Origin of the sequence: Acinetobacter sp. 102 (assembly GCF_037028485.1) — a bacterium.
Classification (GTDB): domain Bacteria; phylum Pseudomonadota; class Gammaproteobacteria; order Pseudomonadales; family Moraxellaceae; genus Acinetobacter; species Acinetobacter higginsii.
Map to the genome: position 1 here is coordinate 72,909 of NZ_JAZEZK010000006.1, position 17,666 is coordinate 90,574.

Below are 17,666 nucleotides of genomic sequence, written 5' to 3' on the forward strand. Positions count from 1 at the left end.
AATGTTTACTTAAAATATTAATTTGTAATTATTTTAAACTAAAAGCGCTTTAAGCGCCTTTAGTTATTTTAGGCCATTCAATAAATGTTTTCTAAAGTATTCAGCTGCCGCCTTTGCATGTAAATCGTTAAAACTTTCAAACTGAGTGTTATCACGAACAAACTTATCAATTTCCTCTTGAGGAATTGCTTCAAAATCTTCATGTGACTCTACTTTGAAACCCGCCGCCACAAATAAATCATCAATGGTTTGAAAATCTGTATGCGTTTGAAGAAAACCTTCGTTAAAAAGGGTGCCTAAAGACACATCGCGTTCCCCTTCTAAATTTTTTGCGTTTTCTAGAAGTTTATTTAAACCGTTAAAATCGTTTACCACTTCCTAACCCCTTATATAAAATGTAAGCTGAAAGAATAGATTTACCCGTTTTACTCAAAAAACGATACAAAATAAGCATTTTGTTACAATAATTTGGTTCGACACCACTTCGACACCACAAAAACGTAATTCATTGTTTTCTAAATAATTAAATAACCTTGCCAAGGTTGGGGTCGGGAGTTCGAGTCTCCTTTCCCGCTCCAGATTCAAAAAAGCCCTTATCGAAAGATAAGGGCTTTTTTATTATTAACATTTACTCCACCAAAGAATAAGACTAACTCTACATGCTCAAATAAGCGAAATATTATAACATAACACAAATTCATCAAGACCTAAAATGAAAGTCTGCTCATCCCTTAAAAGTGCAAAACGTCGTAGTGCTGACTGCCAGATTATTAAGCGTCGTGGCAAGCTATTTGTCATTTGCAAATCAAACCCTCGCTTCAAAGCAAGACAAGGTTAACTTGTCTTGCTTTACCAAAGGTTAAATAACCCTTACATTCCCTTACTACCATTTCTTTTTAAAATCTAATAACTTGGATATTAATGTTTTCACAAGGTTATATCTAAGATGAAAAAATCACTAATCGCAATTTCTTTGGCATCTATTTTTTTAGTTGCATGCAATAAAGCAGAAACCCCAAAAACTGATGAGCAAACACCCCCAGCAACCACAACAGAAGCAAGCTCTGAAGTCATCGCTGATAGTGCACATACCGCAGAAAATTCATTAGACTGGAATGGTACATATACAGGTGTACTTCCATGCGCAGATTGCGAAGGAATTAAGACTGAGCTTAAGCTCAACCTAGATAAAACTTACGAGATCAAAGAGACTTATTTAGGCAAAGGTGATGGCAAAGCATTTGAAAGCAAAGGTAGCTTCGCTTTTGACAGCAAGAACACTTCTATTATTGAACTCGACAAAGCAGGTGATAACCGCAAATACTTCGTTGCTGAAGGCTACTTAAAAGCCCTCTACACGGAAGGCAAAGAAATTACAGGCGAATTGGCTGACAAATACGAACTCAAGAAAGAAGCTGAATAAGTTATTTCTACCGATAAAAGCCCACTCAATATAGTGGGCTTTTTATACAGTCAATAAAAAACCCAGTCATAATGACTGGGTTTTTTTAGAAGATACGAATTACTTCGCAGCAGCTTGAGCAGCAGCAACTTCTTCTGCAAAACTCATTTCAGCTTTCTTCTCAATACCTTCACCCACTTCGAAACGAACGAATTGAGCTACAACTGTACCAGTCGCTTTTAATACATCAGCAACTTTCTTATCATTGTCGATAACATACATTTGACGATCAAGCGCAACTTCGTTCAAGTATTTTTCAACTGAACCAGTTACCATTTTCTCAACGATGTTCGCTGGCTTACCAGATTCTAATGCTTTCGCTTCAGCAATTTCTTTCTCTTTAGCGATCAAGTCAGCTGGAACAGCTTCAGCATTTACAGCAACTGGGTTGAACGCAGCAACGTGCATTGCAATACCTTTACCAGTGTCAGCATCACCTGTGTAAGAAACAACAACACCGATTTTTAAACCGTGTTTGTAAACAGCCAAGTTTTCGCCTTCAACGATTTGAGCACGACGAACTTGAATGTTCTCACCGATTTTTTGAACAAGTGCAACACGAGCTTCTTCTACAGTCGCGCCGTCTTCAAGCTTAAGTTCAGCAATTTTCGCAGCATCAGTTTCGTTTGCAGCAAGTGCAGCAGCAGCAACTTTATCAGAGAAGTTTTTGAAGTTTTCGTCTTTAGCAACGAAGTCAGTTTGACAGTTAACTTCAACAAGAATTGCTTTGTTACCGTTTTGAATAATAGTGATCGCGCCATCAGCAGCAATGTTACCTGCTTTTTTAGCAGCTTTTGCTTGACCTGATTTACGAAGGTTATCAATCGCAAGTTCGATGTCACCGCCTGCTTCTGTTAATGCTTTTTTGCATTCCATCATTGCAAGACCAGTACGGTCACGTAATTCTTTTACCATGCTCGCAGTAACTGCAGTCATGTTGATCTCCTAAAATCGGTAGAAAATAAATCTGTTCAACAAAAACGGCCCAAAGAAACTCTGGGCCGTTTGCACTCTCGACGCTTTAATTTGCCACCATTACATGTCGCAAAAATGACAAGCTTGCGTCAAAACGCATTAAGCCTCAGATGCGTCTTTCGCAGCATCGTCGCCTTTTGCTTGTGCATTAGCTTGTGATTGAGCGTATTCTTTACCAGCAAGAATCGCATCAGCCATAGCTGAAGCATACAAAGTTACTGCACGAATCGCATCGTCGTTACCCGGAATAACGTAATCAACGTTGTCTGGGTTAGAGTTTGTATCAACGATACCGATTACAGGAATACCTAAGTTTTTCGCTTCTTTGATTGCAATCGCTTCGTGATCAACGTCGATTACAAATAATGCGTCAGGTAAACCACCCATGTTCTTAACGCCGCCTAAAGCACGTTCAAGTTTTTCCATCTCACGAGTACGCTCTAAAGCTTCACGTTTAGTAAGCTTAGCAAAAGTACCGTCTTGAGATTGAGTTTGAAGGTCTTTTAAACGGTTGATAGATTGGCGAAGTGTTTTCCAGTTCGTCAACATACCACCTAACCAACGGTGATCTACATATGGTTGACCAGCGCGTTGAGCTTGTTCACGGATGATGTTAGAAGCAGCACGTTTAGTACCAACGAACAATACTTTGTTCTTTTTGCTTGCAAGATTGTTAACAAAGTTCAAAGCATCATTTAACGCAGGAACAGTGTGCTCAAGGTTGATGATGTGAATTTTGTTACGCGCGCCAAAAATGTATTGACGCATTTTTGGGTTCCAGAAACGAGTTTGGTGACCAAAGTGTGCGCCTGCTTGAAGAAGGTCGCGCATGCTTACGTTGTAATCTGCCATTTTCTTTACCTTAAAGTTTGGGTTAGGCCTCCATATATCCGCATTCTCCACCTATTGCTAGGCACCCAGAGTAATGTGTCGATATATGTGCGGATTTTTTACGACTATTGTTATCAGATATTTTCGTAAAATATATTCACGAAAAGCATTTGATAAAATAGGCGGCTATTTATACCATAGACACTTGCAAATTACCAAAAGTTTTTAGAGATCATGAATACAACTTATACAGCCCCACGCCGATTAATCAAAACACCTGAAGAAATTGAAAAGATGCGTGTTGCAGGGAAATTGGCGGCTGAAGTTCTAGACATGATTAAACCGCATATTAAAGCGGGTGTGAGCACACTAGAACTCGATACAATCTGTCGCAATCATATTGAAAATGTTCAACACGCGATTCCTGCCTGTGTAGGTTACGGTGCTGCACCTGGCCGCCCTGCTTTTCAACATTCTATTTGTACTTCGGTTAACCATGTAGTTTGTCACGGCATCCCTTCTGAAAATAAAACATTAAAGAACGGTGATATTCTTAATATTGATGTAACAGTGATTAAAGATGGTTATCACGGTGATACCAACATGATGTACATCGTGGGTGGTGAAACATCTATTCTTGCTAATCGTTTATGTTCAGTGGCACAGGAAGCGATGTATCGTGGTATGGCAACTGTTAAAGATGGTTCATATCTAGGTGATGTGGGCTATGCCATTCAGCAATATGTTGAATCTGAACGTTTCAGCGTTGTCCGTGAATATTGTGGCCATGGTATCGGCAATGTTTTCCACGACGAACCACAAGTTTTACACTATGGCCAAAAAGGTACGGGTATGCGTCTAGAGGCTGGCATGACCTTTACCATCGAACCAATGGTCAACGCAGGTGTTTGGCAAACCAAACTTTTAGGTGATAAGTGGACGGTTGTCACAAAAGATCACAAGTTATCTGCTCAATATGAACATACGATTTTGGTAACACAAACAGGGATCGAAGTACTCACTGCTCGACCTGAAGAAGATCTGTCTCGCTTTATGTAATTCATTCCCTTTGAATTATTTTTAAAAAGTCACTCCGGTGGCTTTTTTTACGCATCCACATTTTCTTCATCAATTTATTTAAATCAAACAAAAAAATTCATAAGCATAACAATTATAAAATTTAACTAAACAAAGCCTATTTAAAAATAGCGTTATGGTGGGCGCAAGAAAAATCCTAACAAACTTTTTGGACATGGAGTCCCACAATGATGAAGAAATCATTCGCTTGCCTGATTACAGGTGTATGTGCCCTACCTACACTTACTTTCGCAGACTCACCTTATTTCAGTCTGAAAGATGGAGATGGGTTTAAACGTTTTTCTGTTTCCGCAGGCTGGTTACATGCCATGCCGCAAGGATCTGCAAATCCAGTCAATATCAACACGAGTGTTGCTGAGGGTACTAAAGCCAAAGTTGGAGATGTCTCTAAACAAGCTGTACTTGCAGCAGCAGACCGAGACTCCAATAAGCTTCTTTATGATGCCATTAAAATACAACCCCTTGACCCAGTACCAGGCCTATTAACAGGCACTGCAACCGTCAACGATCTATCTAACTGGCAAAGCCAAGGAACAGGCTTAGAAGCTGATAATGTCGATACTGTTGGTATTATGGCTAATTACCATTTTACCGATAACATCTCTTTAGAGGTTAAGGCTGGTATTCCACCGAAAGTTGATATCAAAGGTAAAGGCGATATCTATGCACCCTTAACAGGTCAGGCAGAGACCGCTTTAGGAACAATTGGTTTAAAACAAGATATTCATATTACTGATCTAACCCAAGGTGACAAAGCTGCAACTGCACGTGCTTGGTTACCCGCTGTAGAACTACATTACCAGTTTGGTAAATCTGGGGTGAATAAGTTCCGTCCCTATGTTGGCGCAGGCGTCATGTATGCTTATTTTAATGATTTAAAAATCAACTCAGGGATCGAGTCAGATTTAATCAAAGCAGGTCATATGATTCAAAATATTCATGATGGAAAAGCAGGTGCAGCCTTAGATGGTAAAACATCCTCAGCAGACCCTGTAGTTAAACTCAAAGCAACGGACACCTTTGCCCCGATTGTGACTGTAGGTGCAACCTATGATTTTAATCCAAACTGGTTTGCTGTCGGTTCTGTTTCTTATTCCAAAATGAATAATGAGGCTAAAATCTCTGTGACTGACCGCAACACAGGTAAAGAACTCATCAAAGCAAATACTAAAATTGATATTGATCCATTGATTACCTATGTCGGTGTCGGTTACCGTTTCTAAATTCTACCAAATAAAAAAGCAGCACTCGCTGCTTTTTTATTATGCAATCTTTCAAAGCAGCATGATCAAAAATCACGCACCACGAGAACGCAATTTTCAGGAGATTGTCTAACATAGACACCTTCTATCTACTACCCCACATTTATACCAATATTCTTGGTTCACTTAATTCCCTTATAAATACCTTGATGATTAACATTTTAAATTGTTCATTTGGTTAATTTATTTTTCTGGCACGGCACTTGCTATATATCAAACACATTGAATCAACGACGATTCATAAACATATTTGATGACGGCCAACGACGTCCGTTCTGTTCGATTTGCTTAATCAGCGTAATGCCTAAGCAAAATAAATGACGTGCAGTTCAGGAGAAAGTTATGTCTTCACCAATGAATATTGATGCAAAAAAAGCCACCGAAATAAAATTATTTAGCTTTTCTACACCTGCTATGCGTGCGTTCCATATGACATGGTTGGCATTCTTCGTGTGTTTCTTCGCGTGGTTTGCCTGTGCTCCCCTCATGCCAGTCATCAAAGGCGAGTTCAATTTAACCAAAGACCAAATCGCCAATATCAATATTGCAGCAGTTGCGATTACCATTTTAATTCGACTCATCGTTGGCCCACTCTGTGATAAATACGGTCCACGTAAGACCTACACTGCTCTTTTACTGCTTGGTAGTATTCCTGTTTTTGGTGTTGCTGCTGCAAATACCTATGAATCCTTCTTATTCTTTCGCTTATTGATTGGTGCAATTGGCGCGAGCTTTGTGATTACCCAATACCATACCAGTGTGATGTTTGCACCCAATGTGGTGGGTACGGCCAATGCTGCTTCTGCAGGTTGGGGTAATGCAGGTGGCGGCGCAACCCAAGCCATCATGCCTTTGATTCTGGGTGCTATCGTTATGTTCGGTGTAGAACAAGCGATGGGATGGAGAATTGCGTTACTTGTACCTGGCATCATGATGCTAATCGTGGGTGTCCTGTATTGGAAACTTACTCAAGATTGCCCTCAAGGAAACTTTAAAGAGCTCCGTGAGCAAGGTATCGAAGTTGGTGCTGGCAAAAAAGGCGGTGTTGCGATTCTGATGCAAGCAGCCCGTAATTACCGTGTTTGGATTCTATTTGTCTCTTATGCTGCTTGCTTTGGTATTGAAATTTTCATTCATAACATTGCTGCGATGTACTATGTCGATCACTTCAATATGGGGCTCAAAGAAGCAGGTTTGACTGCGGGTATTTTCGGTCTGCTTGCCCTATTTGCCCGTGCACTGGGAGGTTATCTTTCAGATAAGGTTGCAATATCAAAAGGTTTAGATGGCCGAACAAAAGTATTGTTTATCATGATCCTATGTGAAGGCTTATTCCTCATACTTTTTTCTCAGATGAATACCGTAGCACTTGCAATTATCAGCATGACCGTTTTTGCCTTGTTTACCCATATGTCTTGTGGTGCAACTTACGCGCTTGTGCCATTTATTGATCGCAATGCTCTAGGTGGTGTTGCTGGTATCATCGGTGCAGGCGGTAATGTCGGTGCTGTTGCTGCAGGCTTCTTACTCAAAGGTTTACTCGACGTACAAACCTGCCTGATGATTTTAGGTGCTTTGGTGACCGTAGCCGCATTCAGTGTCATCCTCATTCGCTTCTCGGTCGAGCATAAAGCCAAAGAACAACAATTGTTCGAGCAAGCTGTATTAGAACGTAACTCTCTCGCTTAATCACCATACATTTTGTGTGGGATAAACCATCCCACACGATTTTCAAATTAAATACTTCAACACCATTTTTCAGGGGTCTCAATATGAAATTGAATCTTCTTGGCTTTGCCATGCTTGGATGCTTAACCACTACTACTTTTGCAGCACCTACACTTTATGGGGAAATTGATGCAAGTATCGATTACTTGCCAGAAAAAAATGCCCATAGTTCTGATAAAGATGTCTGGGAAGTGAGCTCTAATAGTTCCTATCTTGGTATTAAAGGAGATGAGAAACTAACTGAACGCCTAAGTGCGGTCTATGCAATTGAATGGGGATTAAGTGCTGACGGCGATGGAACAGACTGGACGCAACGAAACCGCTTTGTCGGATTAAAGGATAGTCAACTCGGCACCATCAAAGTGGGTAAACATGATACGCCTGTCAAACAGCTCTCAAGTACAGCTGATATTTTCAATAATTATGTGGCAAATAAAGCGGATATTGGTGGGATTCTGACTGGAGAAAACCGTATCGATAACGTCGTTCTCTATGAATCGCCAGTTATCCATCTCTCTGAAGGCGTGGTTAAACTCAATGCTCTGCTCGCCACGGGAGAATCATCTGGCATTAAAACATCCAGTGGCGGTGCAAAAGTCGCAGGTCGTGGTTTAGGTGATGCGTGGTCTGCCAGTCTGGTCTATGAACATCCATTTTTTGTGGCAGGTCTTGGCTATGACAAAGCCATTCCGAGTACCTTTGCAGGGCGTGGCTTTCTCAATGTTGCCACAGGACAGGCATACACAGCCGACACACAAGCTTTTGCCGCAGCAAATACCATACGTGCCATCGGGCGTTTAAATCCGATTGATGGTTTGGCGATTAAAAGCTTGTATCAACGCTCCAAAGTAGAACAAACCAGCTATGCAGACCCAGCTGAAGCGATAAAATGGGCTACAAAAGCCAATAATATTGATGATGCTCAAGGTTGGTTAGTGGGTGCCGAATATATTCTTCCAAATGCAAAAAAATGGATACTCAAAGCACAATATAGCCAGAATGATACTCGCTTTAAAAACACCACAGCTGATTTTAAAGCCAAACAAATCATGGCTGGGGCTGATTATGCCTTTAATAAGCAGGTGAAAAGCTATGGCTATGTAGGTTATTTAACGCTTGAACAAGCAGATAAAAAAGACAAACAACCTGTCGTCGGATTAGGCTTGGAACTCAAGTTCTAAATTATATCCTGCCATTTGAAACAAAACGGTCAACTTACAGTTGACTGTTTTGATGACGTTGCATCTTGTCACAATAATTTTTGCAGGGAATCGAAATATGGCGAGAAGTATTTTAGAATACTTTTCACTTATTCCAAGATTACAACAACAATGTCAAACCCTCAATTTTCCAAACAATTGGTCTATATGCTGATCGGAAGTGCGCTGATTCTTGCCCTTTCATTGGGTGTACGCCATGGCTTTGGTTTATATCTGGTACCCATGAGTGATAGTTTTGGTTGGGGTCATCATATTTTTAGTTTTGCGATTGCCATGCAAAACCTGATCTGGGGGGCTGCACAACCCTTTACCGGTGCGATTGCTGACAAGTACGGTACTAAAAAAGTCGTGATGGCGGGGGGTATACTCTATGCTATTGGCTTAGTCCTTATGGCATTTAGCTCTACGGGGCTATTACTTAACCTCAGCTTAGGACTCGTGATTGGACTCGCCTTATCTGCGACCTCTTTTACCGTATTGCTTTCTGCGGTTGGTCGCGCTGCGCCACCAGAGAAACGCAGTATGGTCATGGGGATTGCCAGTGCTGCGGGTTCATTTGGGCAGTTTATTATGCTGCCTTCAACCTTGTTACTCCTTAAAACCATCGGTTGGTCTTCTGCTTTACTGGTAAGTGCCTTTGCTATTGCATTCATTGTCCCACTGGCTTGGTTATTGAAATCCCCTTCATCTACAGCACCTAAAGCGCTGAATCAGCCCAACTTAAGCTTTAAACAGGTTTTACACATCGCAAGAAAACACAAACCTTTTTGGTGGTTATCGCTCGGCTTTCTGGTCTGTGGTTTCCAAGTGGTATTTCTAGGCGTACACCTACCTGGTTATTTAATAGATCATGGCTTTGATGCCACAACAGGTACGATATTCTTGGCACTGGTCGGACTATTTAATATTGTGGGAACCTATGGTGCTGGCTGGTTAGGTGATCGCTATTCAAAACCTAGGCTACTCATGCTGCTTTATGGTTTGCGCGGCATTGCCATTATTGCTTTTCTCTTGCTCCCACTGAGCACATTGACCGTTTATAGTTTTGGGATCATTATGGGACTACTCTGGCTTTCCACTGTTCCGCTCACCAACGGGATTGTGGCCAATATGTTTGGGGTCAAATATTTATCCATGCTCAGTGGTATTGTGTTCTTTACCCATCAAATCGGCTCATTCTTTGGTGGCTGGCTCGGTGGGGTCAATCATGATATCGCAGGCAACTACAATATGATCTGGCTCGCCTGTTTAGTGCTGAGTGCTTTTGGTGTTGTCATCCATCTTTTCGTGAATGAAGAGGCTGTGATTCATGACTAATATAGAACGTCATTTTAAGTTGCTATTGTTTGTCACGCTTCTGTGCTTGATGAGTCTTTCGATCTTGGTCTGGTTTCAAACCCCTGATTTATTTGAGTACTTCAATCAAGCATTTTGTGCACATTAAGGCAAATAGCACATATTTAATCTTTGTCATATAAACATCAAAGCGCTGTCATCAAACCATCAAATTTCGATGCTTTAATGAAAAATAAAAACGTCGATAAAATGCAAAAAGCGTGTTGATCAGTCGATCAACACGCTTTTTTTTATGACTTCAAATAAATAAAGGCTGCTCATTGGCAGCCCTTATTTATCATCTAAGCGACCCTACTGTTGTTGACGCTTAGGCAATGGAATATATTGCGATTGTGCATTTTGTTGCACTTTACGCTCTCCAACTTTAACCTGCAAAGTTTGTTGTTTGCCTTCACGCTCAATCACCACATCAATTAAACTTTCTGGTGCTTGTAACGCAACATAATTGATCAAGTGTGATGCAGATGAAATTTGCTCATTATTCACTTGAATAATCTTATCGCCACGCTTAATCCCTGCAGAATCAGATGGTCCGCCACGTAATACATCTGCAACAGTGACACCAACTGGTTTAGCAGTCAAAACATCTTCATCAATGTTATTTGGAATTAAGCTAATTCCTAACCAACCGCGTACCACACGCCCATCTTTCAAGATTGAATTAAGAACTTGCTGACACACTTTGGCAGGTATCGCAAAACCAATCCCGAGTGAACCACCCGATTGCGAGAAGATCGCCGTATTGACCCCAATCAAATTACCCGCAACATCAATCAATGCACCGCCCGAGTTACCTGGGTTAATTGCAGCATCGGTTTGAATAAAGTCTTCATAGGTATTAATACCCAAGTCAGAACGCCCAGTTGCAGAGATAATCCCTTGAGTCACAGTTTGACCGACACCAAATGGGTTACCAATCGCGAGCACAACATCACCCACTTCATTACCACTTAATTTAAATGGCAACACCGGTAATTTATCCAATTCAATTTTGATTACCGCCAAATCGGTGTCCGGATCAGTGCCAACCACGGTCGCTTCAGCACGGCGCCCATCTTGTAAAGCCACGACAATATGCTCAGCCTGCGCAATCACATGATTATTCGTTAAAATATAACCATCCGCACGTACAATTACGCCTGAACCCAAACTGTTTTCGTTTTGAGGTTGTTGTGGCATTTGATTGCCAAAAAACTCACGAAACACAGGATCATTCAATAATGGATGATTCATCTGTTTCACTTTCTGTGTGGTAAAGATATTCACCACAGCAGGTGCCGCCACTTTGACCGCAGCACTATACGAAACCACCCCACCTGTACGCGTGGTATCAATCAGTGGCTCAACCTTTTCTGCTGGCATTTTGACGCCATCAGCAGCCACCGTCGGCTTCGGTTGATGTGATTTCTGCCAAGCCAGAAAACTAAATATAACAAGAATGAGTAATACCCAAGGTAACCATGTAAATGCACGGCGCACGTCTATAATCCTCTAGGCGAAATTATGTGATGAACGTAATTTATTGAAGAACTGGAAGTTTCCACCATTGTAAAGTAAATTGCTTAAAATCAATGCAAAAGTTAAAAAAGTTTTGTCTAGCTTTAGTTACATTTGAAAATATGTTCTTATTGTTGCTGAGAAAAGATGTAAATCATTTGAGGAATCGCATGGCAAATTTGCATGAAATTGTGCAATGGTGTAATCAAACTTTAAAGGCCAACGAATTTAAAGACTATGCACCAAACGGCTTACAAATTGAAGGCAAGCTTGAAGTCAATAAAATTGTGTGTGCCGTCACTGCGTCTGAAGATGCAATTGATGCCGCGATTGCACAACAAGCCGATGCATTACTGGTCCATCATGGTTATTTCTGGAAAGGTGAACCCTACCCAATTACAGGCATGCGCGGCAATCGTATTAAGAAACTGATTCAAAATAATATTTCCCTGATCGCGTATCACCTGCCTTTGGATGCACATCCAACTTTGGGCAATAACATCGCCATTGCCGATTTGATCGGTCTAAAAGATTTAGAAGCTTTGGATCCAAGTGAAAAGCATCCAATTGGCAACATTGCCTATTTAGACAATCCACTAAGTCCAGAACAATTTAAGGCGAAATTACAGAGCATTTTTGACTTTAATGTGATTCATTTGCCAAGCGATAAAACGCTAATCAAAAAAGTTGGCTTCTGCACAGGCGGTGCACAAGATTTTATTGCCAAGGCAGCTCAAGCAGATTGTGATGCTTATATTTCTGGTGAAGTCAGCGAACGTACATTCTATGAAGCAAAAGAACTCGGCGTACATTATTTCGCATGTGGCCATCATGCTACTGAACGTTATGGAGTACAGCGTTTAGCACAAGCCATTGCCAAACAGTTTTCAATCGAAACTGAGTATTTTGAACTCAACAATCCGATCTAGTTCGAGTCAACCATTTGAAGGAGTGGAATTATTTGCACTCCTTCTCTTCATAATTTTTAATTGAATCCATTTTCAACTTAAGATTTGCGCTAGCACCACCAGCATTGCGACATCTTTACCTTTCCTTTGGGCTTATCAAGCCTAACTCAGACACATCCCCTTTCTTTCATTGGCAAGTCAATTCAATACCCAACAAAAACCAATGATAAATAAAATTTATTCTTTATCCCTTTTTATATAGATAAAAGCAAATTAAAAGATATTGATTCTCATTTGCTTTTAAATAAATAATGAAGACGCTTTAATTTATGCCAAAAAAATCATTTTGATTAAAAGGAATCAAACACATGGCTTATTCTTTACCGGCACTTCCTTATGCTTACGATGCACTTGAACCCAATATTGATACCAAAACAATGGAAATTCACCATAGCAAACACCATCAGACCTACATCAATAATATTAATGGTGCAATTGAAGGGACAGAATGGGAAAAACTCCCCGTAGAAGAATTGGTTACCAGAGTGAATGACGTCCCTGCTGGTCTTAAAAATATGGTGATTAACAATGGTGGCGGACACGCCAATCATTCACTTTTTTGGACGGTCATGAGCCCACAAGGCGGCGGACAACCAACAGGGCCTGTTGCAGAAGCAATTGATCAACAGCTGGGTGGTTTCGATGCTTTTAAAGATGCATTTACCAAAGCGGCAATCAGTCGTTTTGGCAGTGGCTGGGCATGGCTGAGTGTGACACCTAAACACAAATTAGTGGTCGAAAGTAGCGGCAATCAAGACTCACCCTTAATGCATGGCAATACGCCTATTTTAGGTTTGGATGTATGGGAACATGCCTACTACTTAAAATACCAAAACCGCCGCCCTGAATATATTGCTGCATTTTATAATGTCGTGGATTGGAATGAAGTCAATCGTCGTTATCACGATGCATTACAAGCCAAAACTCAGTAATTTTCATAGCAGTCCAAGTTAAATCAGCATCTCTTAAAATGAGTTAGAGTTTTTTTGCAACGTTCACCAAGCGAGCTAAAAACTCTAATCATTGTTGTATCGTATATGTCTCATAACGAAATTTTTTGCATATTTTGTGTATTAAAAGACTGCCCTATTGTCTATAGAATCATTTACAATAAAGGCACTTAATGTAAAACCCAGCAAATTTGCAAGGAATGAAACATGACAACCATTACTTTACCTGCACTTCCATATGGCTATGATGATTTAGCGCCACACATCACTCGCGAAACTTTAGAATACCATCACGACAAACACCACAATACTTATGTTGTTAACTTAAACAACCTAATTAAAGGTACTGACCTTGAAGGCAAAACTTTAGAAGAAATCATCAAAGCGTCTGCTGGTGATGCATCTAAAGCGGGTATCTTTAACAATGCTGCGCAAGTATGGAACCACACGTTCTACTGGAACAGCATGAAGCCAAATGGTGGTGGTAAACCTACAGGCGCGATTGCAGCGAAAATTGAAGAAGCTTTTGGTAGCTACGAAAAGTTTGCAGAGGAATTTACTGCTGCTGCAACAACTCAATTCGGTTCAGGTTGGGCTTGGTTAGTTGCTGATGAAGTAAACGGTAAATTATCGATTACTAAAACTGCCAATGCAGACACTCCACTTGCTCATGGCCAAGTTGCAGTATTAACCATCGACGTATGGGAACACGCTTACTACATCGACTTCCGTAACTTACGTCCTAAGTACATCGCAACTTTCTTAGAAAGCCTAGTAAACTGGGACTATGCAAATGCAAAACTTGCAGGCCAACCAGCGGGTGTTGAGAAATAATTTATTATTTCCCAAACTAAAAAAACTGCTCATTATGAGCAGTTTTTTTATGCTTATATTTTGATGGAATCATTCAACTCAGCCATTCAATTCAGTTGCTCTTTTTAAATAAAGTCTCTTTTACATCGTCCTTAGATTAATAAAAATAGACCTTAAATTCTTTCAATAGAAAGCGTCTCATCACTAATAATTAGAAAGGCCATAATGAGTTTTCTTGAAACAAAGAATCAGTCTTAAATATTTATTTTAAAGCAATAAAAAAACCCTGCTTTTGCAGGGTTTTCTTTTGAATCAGTTCAGTGCTTAGTGAGCAGCGAATTGGTTCATTGTGTTTTTAGCATCATCGTGTGCTTTAAGAGCGTTGTCACCAGAGAAGATTTCTTTGTGATCATCACCGATGTCAGAACCCGCCATTGCTTGGTGTTTAACACAAGCGATACCACCACGGATTTCTTTACGTTGTACGCCAGCAACATAAGCCAACATACCTTCAGAACCGAAGTAACCTTGTGCAAGCTCATGAGTAGAAAGCGCAGCAGTGTGGTAAGTCGGAAGTGTGATCAAGTGATGGAATACACCCGCTTCACGAGCAGCATCTGCTTGGAATGTACGGATCTTAGCGTCTGCATCAGCAGCTAATTCAGTAGCATCGTACTCAGCGCTCATTAATTTAGCACGGTCGTAAGCAGAAACGTCTTTACCTTCAGCAACCCAACGGTCGTAAGCTTGTTGACGGAAGTTTAAAGTCCAGTTGAACGATGGGCTGTTGTTATAAACAAGCTTCGCATTTGGAACAGTTTCACGTACACGGTTAACCATGTGAGCGATTTCTTCTACGTTTGGAGTCGCAGTTTCGATCCAAAGAAGGTCAGCACCATTTTGAAGGCTAGATACACAGTCAAGTACAACACGGTCAATTTGAGTGTCAGCACGGAACTGATACAAACCAGAAGCTAAACGCTTAGGACGGTGTAATTTACCATTACGTTTGATCAAGATTTCATCTTCTTGAGCATCAGCAATGTCAATTTCAGTTGTATCTAAATAGCTGATGTATTGAGAAGCGATGTCGCCTGGCTCTTTAACCACTGGGATTTTTTGAGTCAAGTCAGCGCCTTCAGAGTCAGTACGCGCAACGATGATACCGTCATCAAGACCCATTTCTAAGAATGCATAACGTAATGCATGGATTTTAGAGATGAAGTCTTCATGTGGAACAGTTACTTTACCAGCTTGGTGACCACATTGTTTCGCATCAGATACTTGGTTTTCGATTTGAAGTGCACAAGCACCCGCTTCGATCATCTTACGTGCAAGTAAGTAAGTCGCTTCTTCGTTACCGAAACCAGCGTCGATGTCCGCAATAATTGGTACAATGTGAGTTTGGAAACCGTCGATTTGAGCAGTGATTTCAGCAGCTTTAGCAGAATCACCAGCTTCGTTTGCTTTTTTAAGCGCACGGAATAAATCGTTAAGTTCTTTCGCATCAGCTTGACGTAAGAAAGTGTAGATTTCTTCGATCAAAGCAGGTACAGAAGTTTTTTCATGCATAGATTGGTCAGGAAGTGGACCAAATTCTGAACGAAGTGCAGCAACCATCCAACCAGAAAGGTAGATATAGCGACGTTCAGTTGTACCGAAGTATTTTTTGTTCGCAATCATTTTTTGTTGCGCGATAAAACCGTGCCAGCAACCTAATGATTGAGTATATTTGCTAGAATCAGCATCATAAGCAGCCATATCACGACGCATAATCGCAGCTGTATATTTAGCAATATCTAAACCAGTTTTGAATTGGTTTTGCATTTGCATACGCGCAGCATCTTCTGGGCTAATATCGCGCCAAGTGTCGCCGAATTTTGCTTTTAGTTCGCGGATTGCATCAATCGCTGTTTGATATGTAGACATGATATATTCCTTTTGCGGATTGGCATCGAATGATCGCTAATAAATCCTGATTTTAATTAGTCTAGATTTAAAGCACCTCATCAACATGTATCACAGCTTAGTCTTTGGCAAGTGTTTTATCCAATATTCTGGCTTAATCTTCAGTATTTTCTAAAAAAATATATGTATAAACATTTTTCAAAAATACAAAAAATACATAATAAATATTTGTTTTTATTACTTTTACAATATACACAACTTGAACCAACCATCAAATTTCGGCCCAATTTTCTAGACTCATCAGTTCAAAAAAAACTAAAATTGGGTTATTAAAACTACAGAAAATGACAATTTTTCTGTGTATTTTCCTTCAATTTGAATACAAAACCACAGCATAAAAAGCCGTCAAAATTAAATAAATCGACAGAATGTGCCAAGTTGAAGCATAAGCATTGAGGCTGTTGCTTTTATGTAGGATTAAGTTACACAAATCCCTTTGGATATGTCATAATTCAAGGCAATTCAAGGATTTTATTTTCGGTATTTTTTTTATGAATCTGGAGCGCGTCGATCTCAATTTATTAATTTATCTTGACGTACTTCTTCGTGAAAAAAATGTCACCCGCGCAGCAGAGCAATTGGGTGTCACCCAGCCTGCGATGAGTAATATTCTGCGTCGTTTACGTAATTTATTTAACGACCCCCTACTCATTCGTTCTTCTGAGGGCATGACACCAACAGAACGTGCACTAGAATTACAGCCACGTATTCGAGATGCACTAGCTGATCTGTCAATGATCCTTGAACCGCGTACTGAATTCCGTCCTTATACCAGTAATCGTGTATTCCGGATTATGACATCCGATTATGCCGAAGCGACTTTGGTTCCACGTTTAGTAAAAGCTTTACGCTCAGAAGCACCAAATGTGGTCTTGGATTTCTTAACTCCAAGTGACGTGTCCTATCGTGATATGGAACAAGGTAAAGTTGACTTAGCCATTAACCGCTTCAACGAAATCCCACAAAGCTTCCATCAGGTTTTGGTATGGCGTGACAGTTTTAGCTGCATTTTAAATGATAAGCACCCTGCAGTGACTCATCTCAATTTAAAAAGCTATTTAGATGCACAGCATATTTGGGTATCTAAAACAGGTATGGGTGTCGGCTTTGGTGTCAATCCAGAAAAACAAGCTGGATTAGGTTGGATTGATCAAGCTTTAGAGCGTATCGGTCAACGCCGTAAGATTTCTGTATTTACCCGTCATTATCAAATGCCAGCACTGTTGGCACAAAATGTAGATTTAATCGCGACCTTACCGACTCGTATGGCACGCTTACAAACCCAAAATCCACGACTGGTTATAAAGGACCCTCCGTTCTATATTCCAGAATTTGAACTTAAAATGGCTTGGTGTCCGTTGTTGCATCATCACCCTGCTCATCGTTGGCTCAGACAATTGATTCTATTTGTTGCACGTCAAATGATTGAGGAAGAAAATCGTGAGTATTTGTTGAATAATGGCAATTCACAATTACCACATAGCTTTTTCTAAACAGACACATTAACAAGATGAAATTTCAGCCATATCTTCTGTGTG

At 40.4% G+C, this 17,666-nt stretch carries 17 protein-coding genes; 12 read left to right on the forward strand and 5 right to left on the reverse strand.

The window, feature by feature from the left end; genetic code table 11:
* Positions 1-63 precede the first annotated feature (63 nt).
* Positions 64-375, reverse strand: a complete 312-nt coding sequence (locus WA352_RS07445) for a hypothetical protein (RefSeq protein WP_336141767.1) — start codon at positions 373-375, stop codon at positions 64-66.
* Positions 376-712: 337 nt separating this feature from the next.
* Here WA352_RS07445 and ykgO point away from each other — a divergent pair, with 337 nt between their 5' ends.
* Positions 713-838: a type B 50S ribosomal protein L36 gene (ykgO, locus tag WA352_RS07450; RefSeq protein WP_081400817.1), complete on the forward strand. Its 126-nt coding sequence runs from the start codon at positions 713-715 to the stop codon at positions 836-838.
* A gap of 108 nt (positions 839-946) precedes the next feature.
* Positions 947-1,423, forward strand: coding sequence for a copper resistance protein NlpE (locus tag WA352_RS07455; protein ID WP_336141770.1), 477 nt, complete (start codon positions 947-949; stop codon positions 1,421-1,423).
* Between the two features lie 99 nt (positions 1,424-1,522).
* On the opposite strand, the gene tsf is transcribed toward WA352_RS07455, so the two are convergent.
* On the reverse strand, positions 1,523-2,398 hold the full coding sequence (gene tsf, locus WA352_RS07460; protein WP_004652724.1) for a translation elongation factor Ts: 876 nt from the start codon (positions 2,396-2,398) through the stop codon (positions 1,523-1,525).
* A 138-nt stretch (positions 2,399-2,536) separates the two neighbouring features.
* Positions 2,537-3,289 carry a 30S ribosomal protein S2 gene (rpsB, locus tag WA352_RS07465; protein ID WP_004652723.1) on the reverse strand — a complete coding sequence of 251 codons (753 nt, stop codon included), beginning with the start codon at positions 3,287-3,289 and terminating at the stop codon, positions 2,537-2,539.
* Between the two features lie 213 nt (positions 3,290-3,502).
* Between rpsB and map the strand changes: the two genes are divergently transcribed.
* The 6 genes from map (at position 3,503) to WA352_RS07495 (ending at position 10,020) form a co-directional block, all read left to right on the forward strand.
* Positions 3,503-4,327: a type I methionyl aminopeptidase gene (map, locus tag WA352_RS07470; RefSeq protein ID WP_005202497.1), complete on the forward strand. Its 825-nt coding sequence runs from the start codon at positions 3,503-3,505 to the stop codon at positions 4,325-4,327.
* A 206-nt stretch (positions 4,328-4,533) separates the two neighbouring features.
* The gene (locus tag WA352_RS07475; RefSeq protein WP_336141772.1) at positions 4,534-5,589 is read left to right on the forward strand and encodes an OmpW/AlkL family protein; all 1,056 of its coding nucleotides are present in this window, start codon (positions 4,534-4,536) and stop codon (positions 5,587-5,589) included.
* Positions 5,590-5,970: 381 nt separating this feature from the next.
* A complete protein-coding gene (locus WA352_RS07480) occupies positions 5,971-7,317 on the forward strand; it encodes an MFS transporter (protein WP_005202492.1) in 1,347 nt (448 codons plus the stop codon).
* A gap of 83 nt (positions 7,318-7,400) precedes the next feature.
* Positions 7,401-8,537 carry a porin gene (locus tag WA352_RS07485; protein WP_336141774.1) on the forward strand — a complete coding sequence of 379 codons (1,137 nt, stop codon included), beginning with the start codon at positions 7,401-7,403 and terminating at the stop codon, positions 8,535-8,537.
* 150 nt (positions 8,538-8,687) lie between these two features.
* Positions 8,688-9,893, forward strand: coding sequence for an MFS transporter (locus WA352_RS07490; RefSeq protein WP_336141775.1), 1,206 nt, complete (start codon positions 8,688-8,690; stop codon positions 9,891-9,893).
* The gene (locus WA352_RS07495) at positions 9,886-10,020 is read left to right on the forward strand and encodes a hypothetical protein (RefSeq protein ID WP_336141778.1); all 135 of its coding nucleotides are present in this window, start codon (positions 9,886-9,888) and stop codon (positions 10,018-10,020) included. The genes WA352_RS07490 and WA352_RS07495 overlap by 8 nt, the downstream gene beginning before the upstream one ends.
* A gap of 203 nt (positions 10,021-10,223) precedes the next feature.
* Here WA352_RS07495 and WA352_RS07500 read toward each other — a convergent pair whose 3' ends face one another.
* Positions 10,224-11,411 (reverse strand): trypsin-like peptidase domain-containing protein, encoded by a 1,188-nt coding sequence (locus WA352_RS07500; RefSeq protein ID WP_004808459.1) that lies wholly within the window; start codon positions 11,409-11,411, stop codon positions 10,224-10,226.
* 188 nt (positions 11,412-11,599) lie between these two features.
* Between WA352_RS07500 and WA352_RS07505 the strand changes: the two genes are divergently transcribed.
* The 3 genes from WA352_RS07505 (at position 11,600) to WA352_RS07515 (ending at position 14,181) form a co-directional block, all read left to right on the forward strand.
* Positions 11,600-12,358: a Nif3-like dinuclear metal center hexameric protein gene (locus tag WA352_RS07505; protein WP_336141781.1), complete on the forward strand. Its 759-nt coding sequence runs from the start codon at positions 11,600-11,602 to the stop codon at positions 12,356-12,358.
* Positions 12,359-12,705: 347 nt separating this feature from the next.
* On the forward strand, positions 12,706-13,329 hold the full coding sequence (locus tag WA352_RS07510) for a superoxide dismutase (protein WP_336141783.1): 624 nt from the start codon (positions 12,706-12,708) through the stop codon (positions 13,327-13,329).
* 225 nt (positions 13,330-13,554) lie between these two features.
* Complete coding sequence (locus tag WA352_RS07515; protein ID WP_004652711.1) at positions 13,555-14,181, forward strand: superoxide dismutase; 627 nt, start codon at positions 13,555-13,557, stop codon at positions 14,179-14,181.
* A 303-nt stretch (positions 14,182-14,484) separates the two neighbouring features.
* Here the strand turns inward: WA352_RS07515 and WA352_RS07520 are convergent, their stop codons facing one another.
* Complete coding sequence (locus WA352_RS07520; RefSeq protein ID WP_336141786.1) at positions 14,485-16,089, reverse strand: isocitrate lyase; 1,605 nt, start codon at positions 16,087-16,089, stop codon at positions 14,485-14,487.
* 530 nt (positions 16,090-16,619) lie between these two features.
* Between WA352_RS07520 and WA352_RS07525 the strand changes: the two genes are divergently transcribed.
* On the forward strand, positions 16,620-17,621 hold the full coding sequence (locus WA352_RS07525) for a LysR family transcriptional regulator (protein WP_004808464.1): 1,002 nt from the start codon (positions 16,620-16,622) through the stop codon (positions 17,619-17,621).
* The last annotated feature ends 45 nt before the right edge of the window (positions 17,622-17,666 follow it).

What these genes read in the sequence shown, in the direction of transcription:
- ykgO (WP_081400817.1), top strand. Translation starts at nt 713, where the DNA reads ATGAAAGTCTGCTCATCCCTTAAAAGTGCAAAACGTCGTAGTGCTGAC.
- WA352_RS07455 (WP_336141770.1), top strand. Translation starts at nt 947, where the DNA reads ATGAAAAAATCACTAATCGCAATTTCTTTGGCATCTATTTTTTTAGTT.
- tsf (WP_004652724.1), bottom strand. Translation starts at nt 2,398, where the DNA reads ATGACTGCAGTTACTGCGAGCATGGTAAAAGAATTACGTGACCGTACT.
- rpsB (WP_004652723.1), bottom strand. Translation starts at nt 3,289, where the DNA reads ATGGCAGATTACAACGTAAGCATGCGCGACCTTCTTCAAGCAGGCGCA.
- map (WP_005202497.1), top strand. Translation starts at nt 3,503, where the DNA reads ATGAATACAACTTATACAGCCCCACGCCGATTAATCAAAACACCTGAA.
- WA352_RS07475 (WP_336141772.1), top strand. Translation starts at nt 4,534, where the DNA reads ATGATGAAGAAATCATTCGCTTGCCTGATTACAGGTGTATGTGCCCTA.
- WA352_RS07480 (WP_005202492.1), top strand. Translation starts at nt 5,971, where the DNA reads ATGTCTTCACCAATGAATATTGATGCAAAAAAAGCCACCGAAATAAAA.
- WA352_RS07485 (WP_336141774.1), top strand. Translation starts at nt 7,401, where the DNA reads ATGAAATTGAATCTTCTTGGCTTTGCCATGCTTGGATGCTTAACCACT.
- WA352_RS07490 (WP_336141775.1), top strand. Translation starts at nt 8,688, where the DNA reads ATGTCAAACCCTCAATTTTCCAAACAATTGGTCTATATGCTGATCGGA.
- WA352_RS07495 (WP_336141778.1), top strand. Translation starts at nt 9,886, where the DNA reads ATGACTAATATAGAACGTCATTTTAAGTTGCTATTGTTTGTCACGCTT.
- WA352_RS07505 (WP_336141781.1), top strand. Translation starts at nt 11,600, where the DNA reads ATGGCAAATTTGCATGAAATTGTGCAATGGTGTAATCAAACTTTAAAG.
- WA352_RS07510 (WP_336141783.1), top strand. Translation starts at nt 12,706, where the DNA reads ATGGCTTATTCTTTACCGGCACTTCCTTATGCTTACGATGCACTTGAA.
- WA352_RS07515 (WP_004652711.1), top strand. Translation starts at nt 13,555, where the DNA reads ATGACAACCATTACTTTACCTGCACTTCCATATGGCTATGATGATTTA.
- WA352_RS07520 (WP_336141786.1), bottom strand. Translation starts at nt 16,089, where the DNA reads ATGTCTACATATCAAACAGCGATTGATGCAATCCGCGAACTAAAAGCA.
- WA352_RS07525 (WP_004808464.1), top strand. Translation starts at nt 16,620, where the DNA reads ATGAATCTGGAGCGCGTCGATCTCAATTTATTAATTTATCTTGACGTA.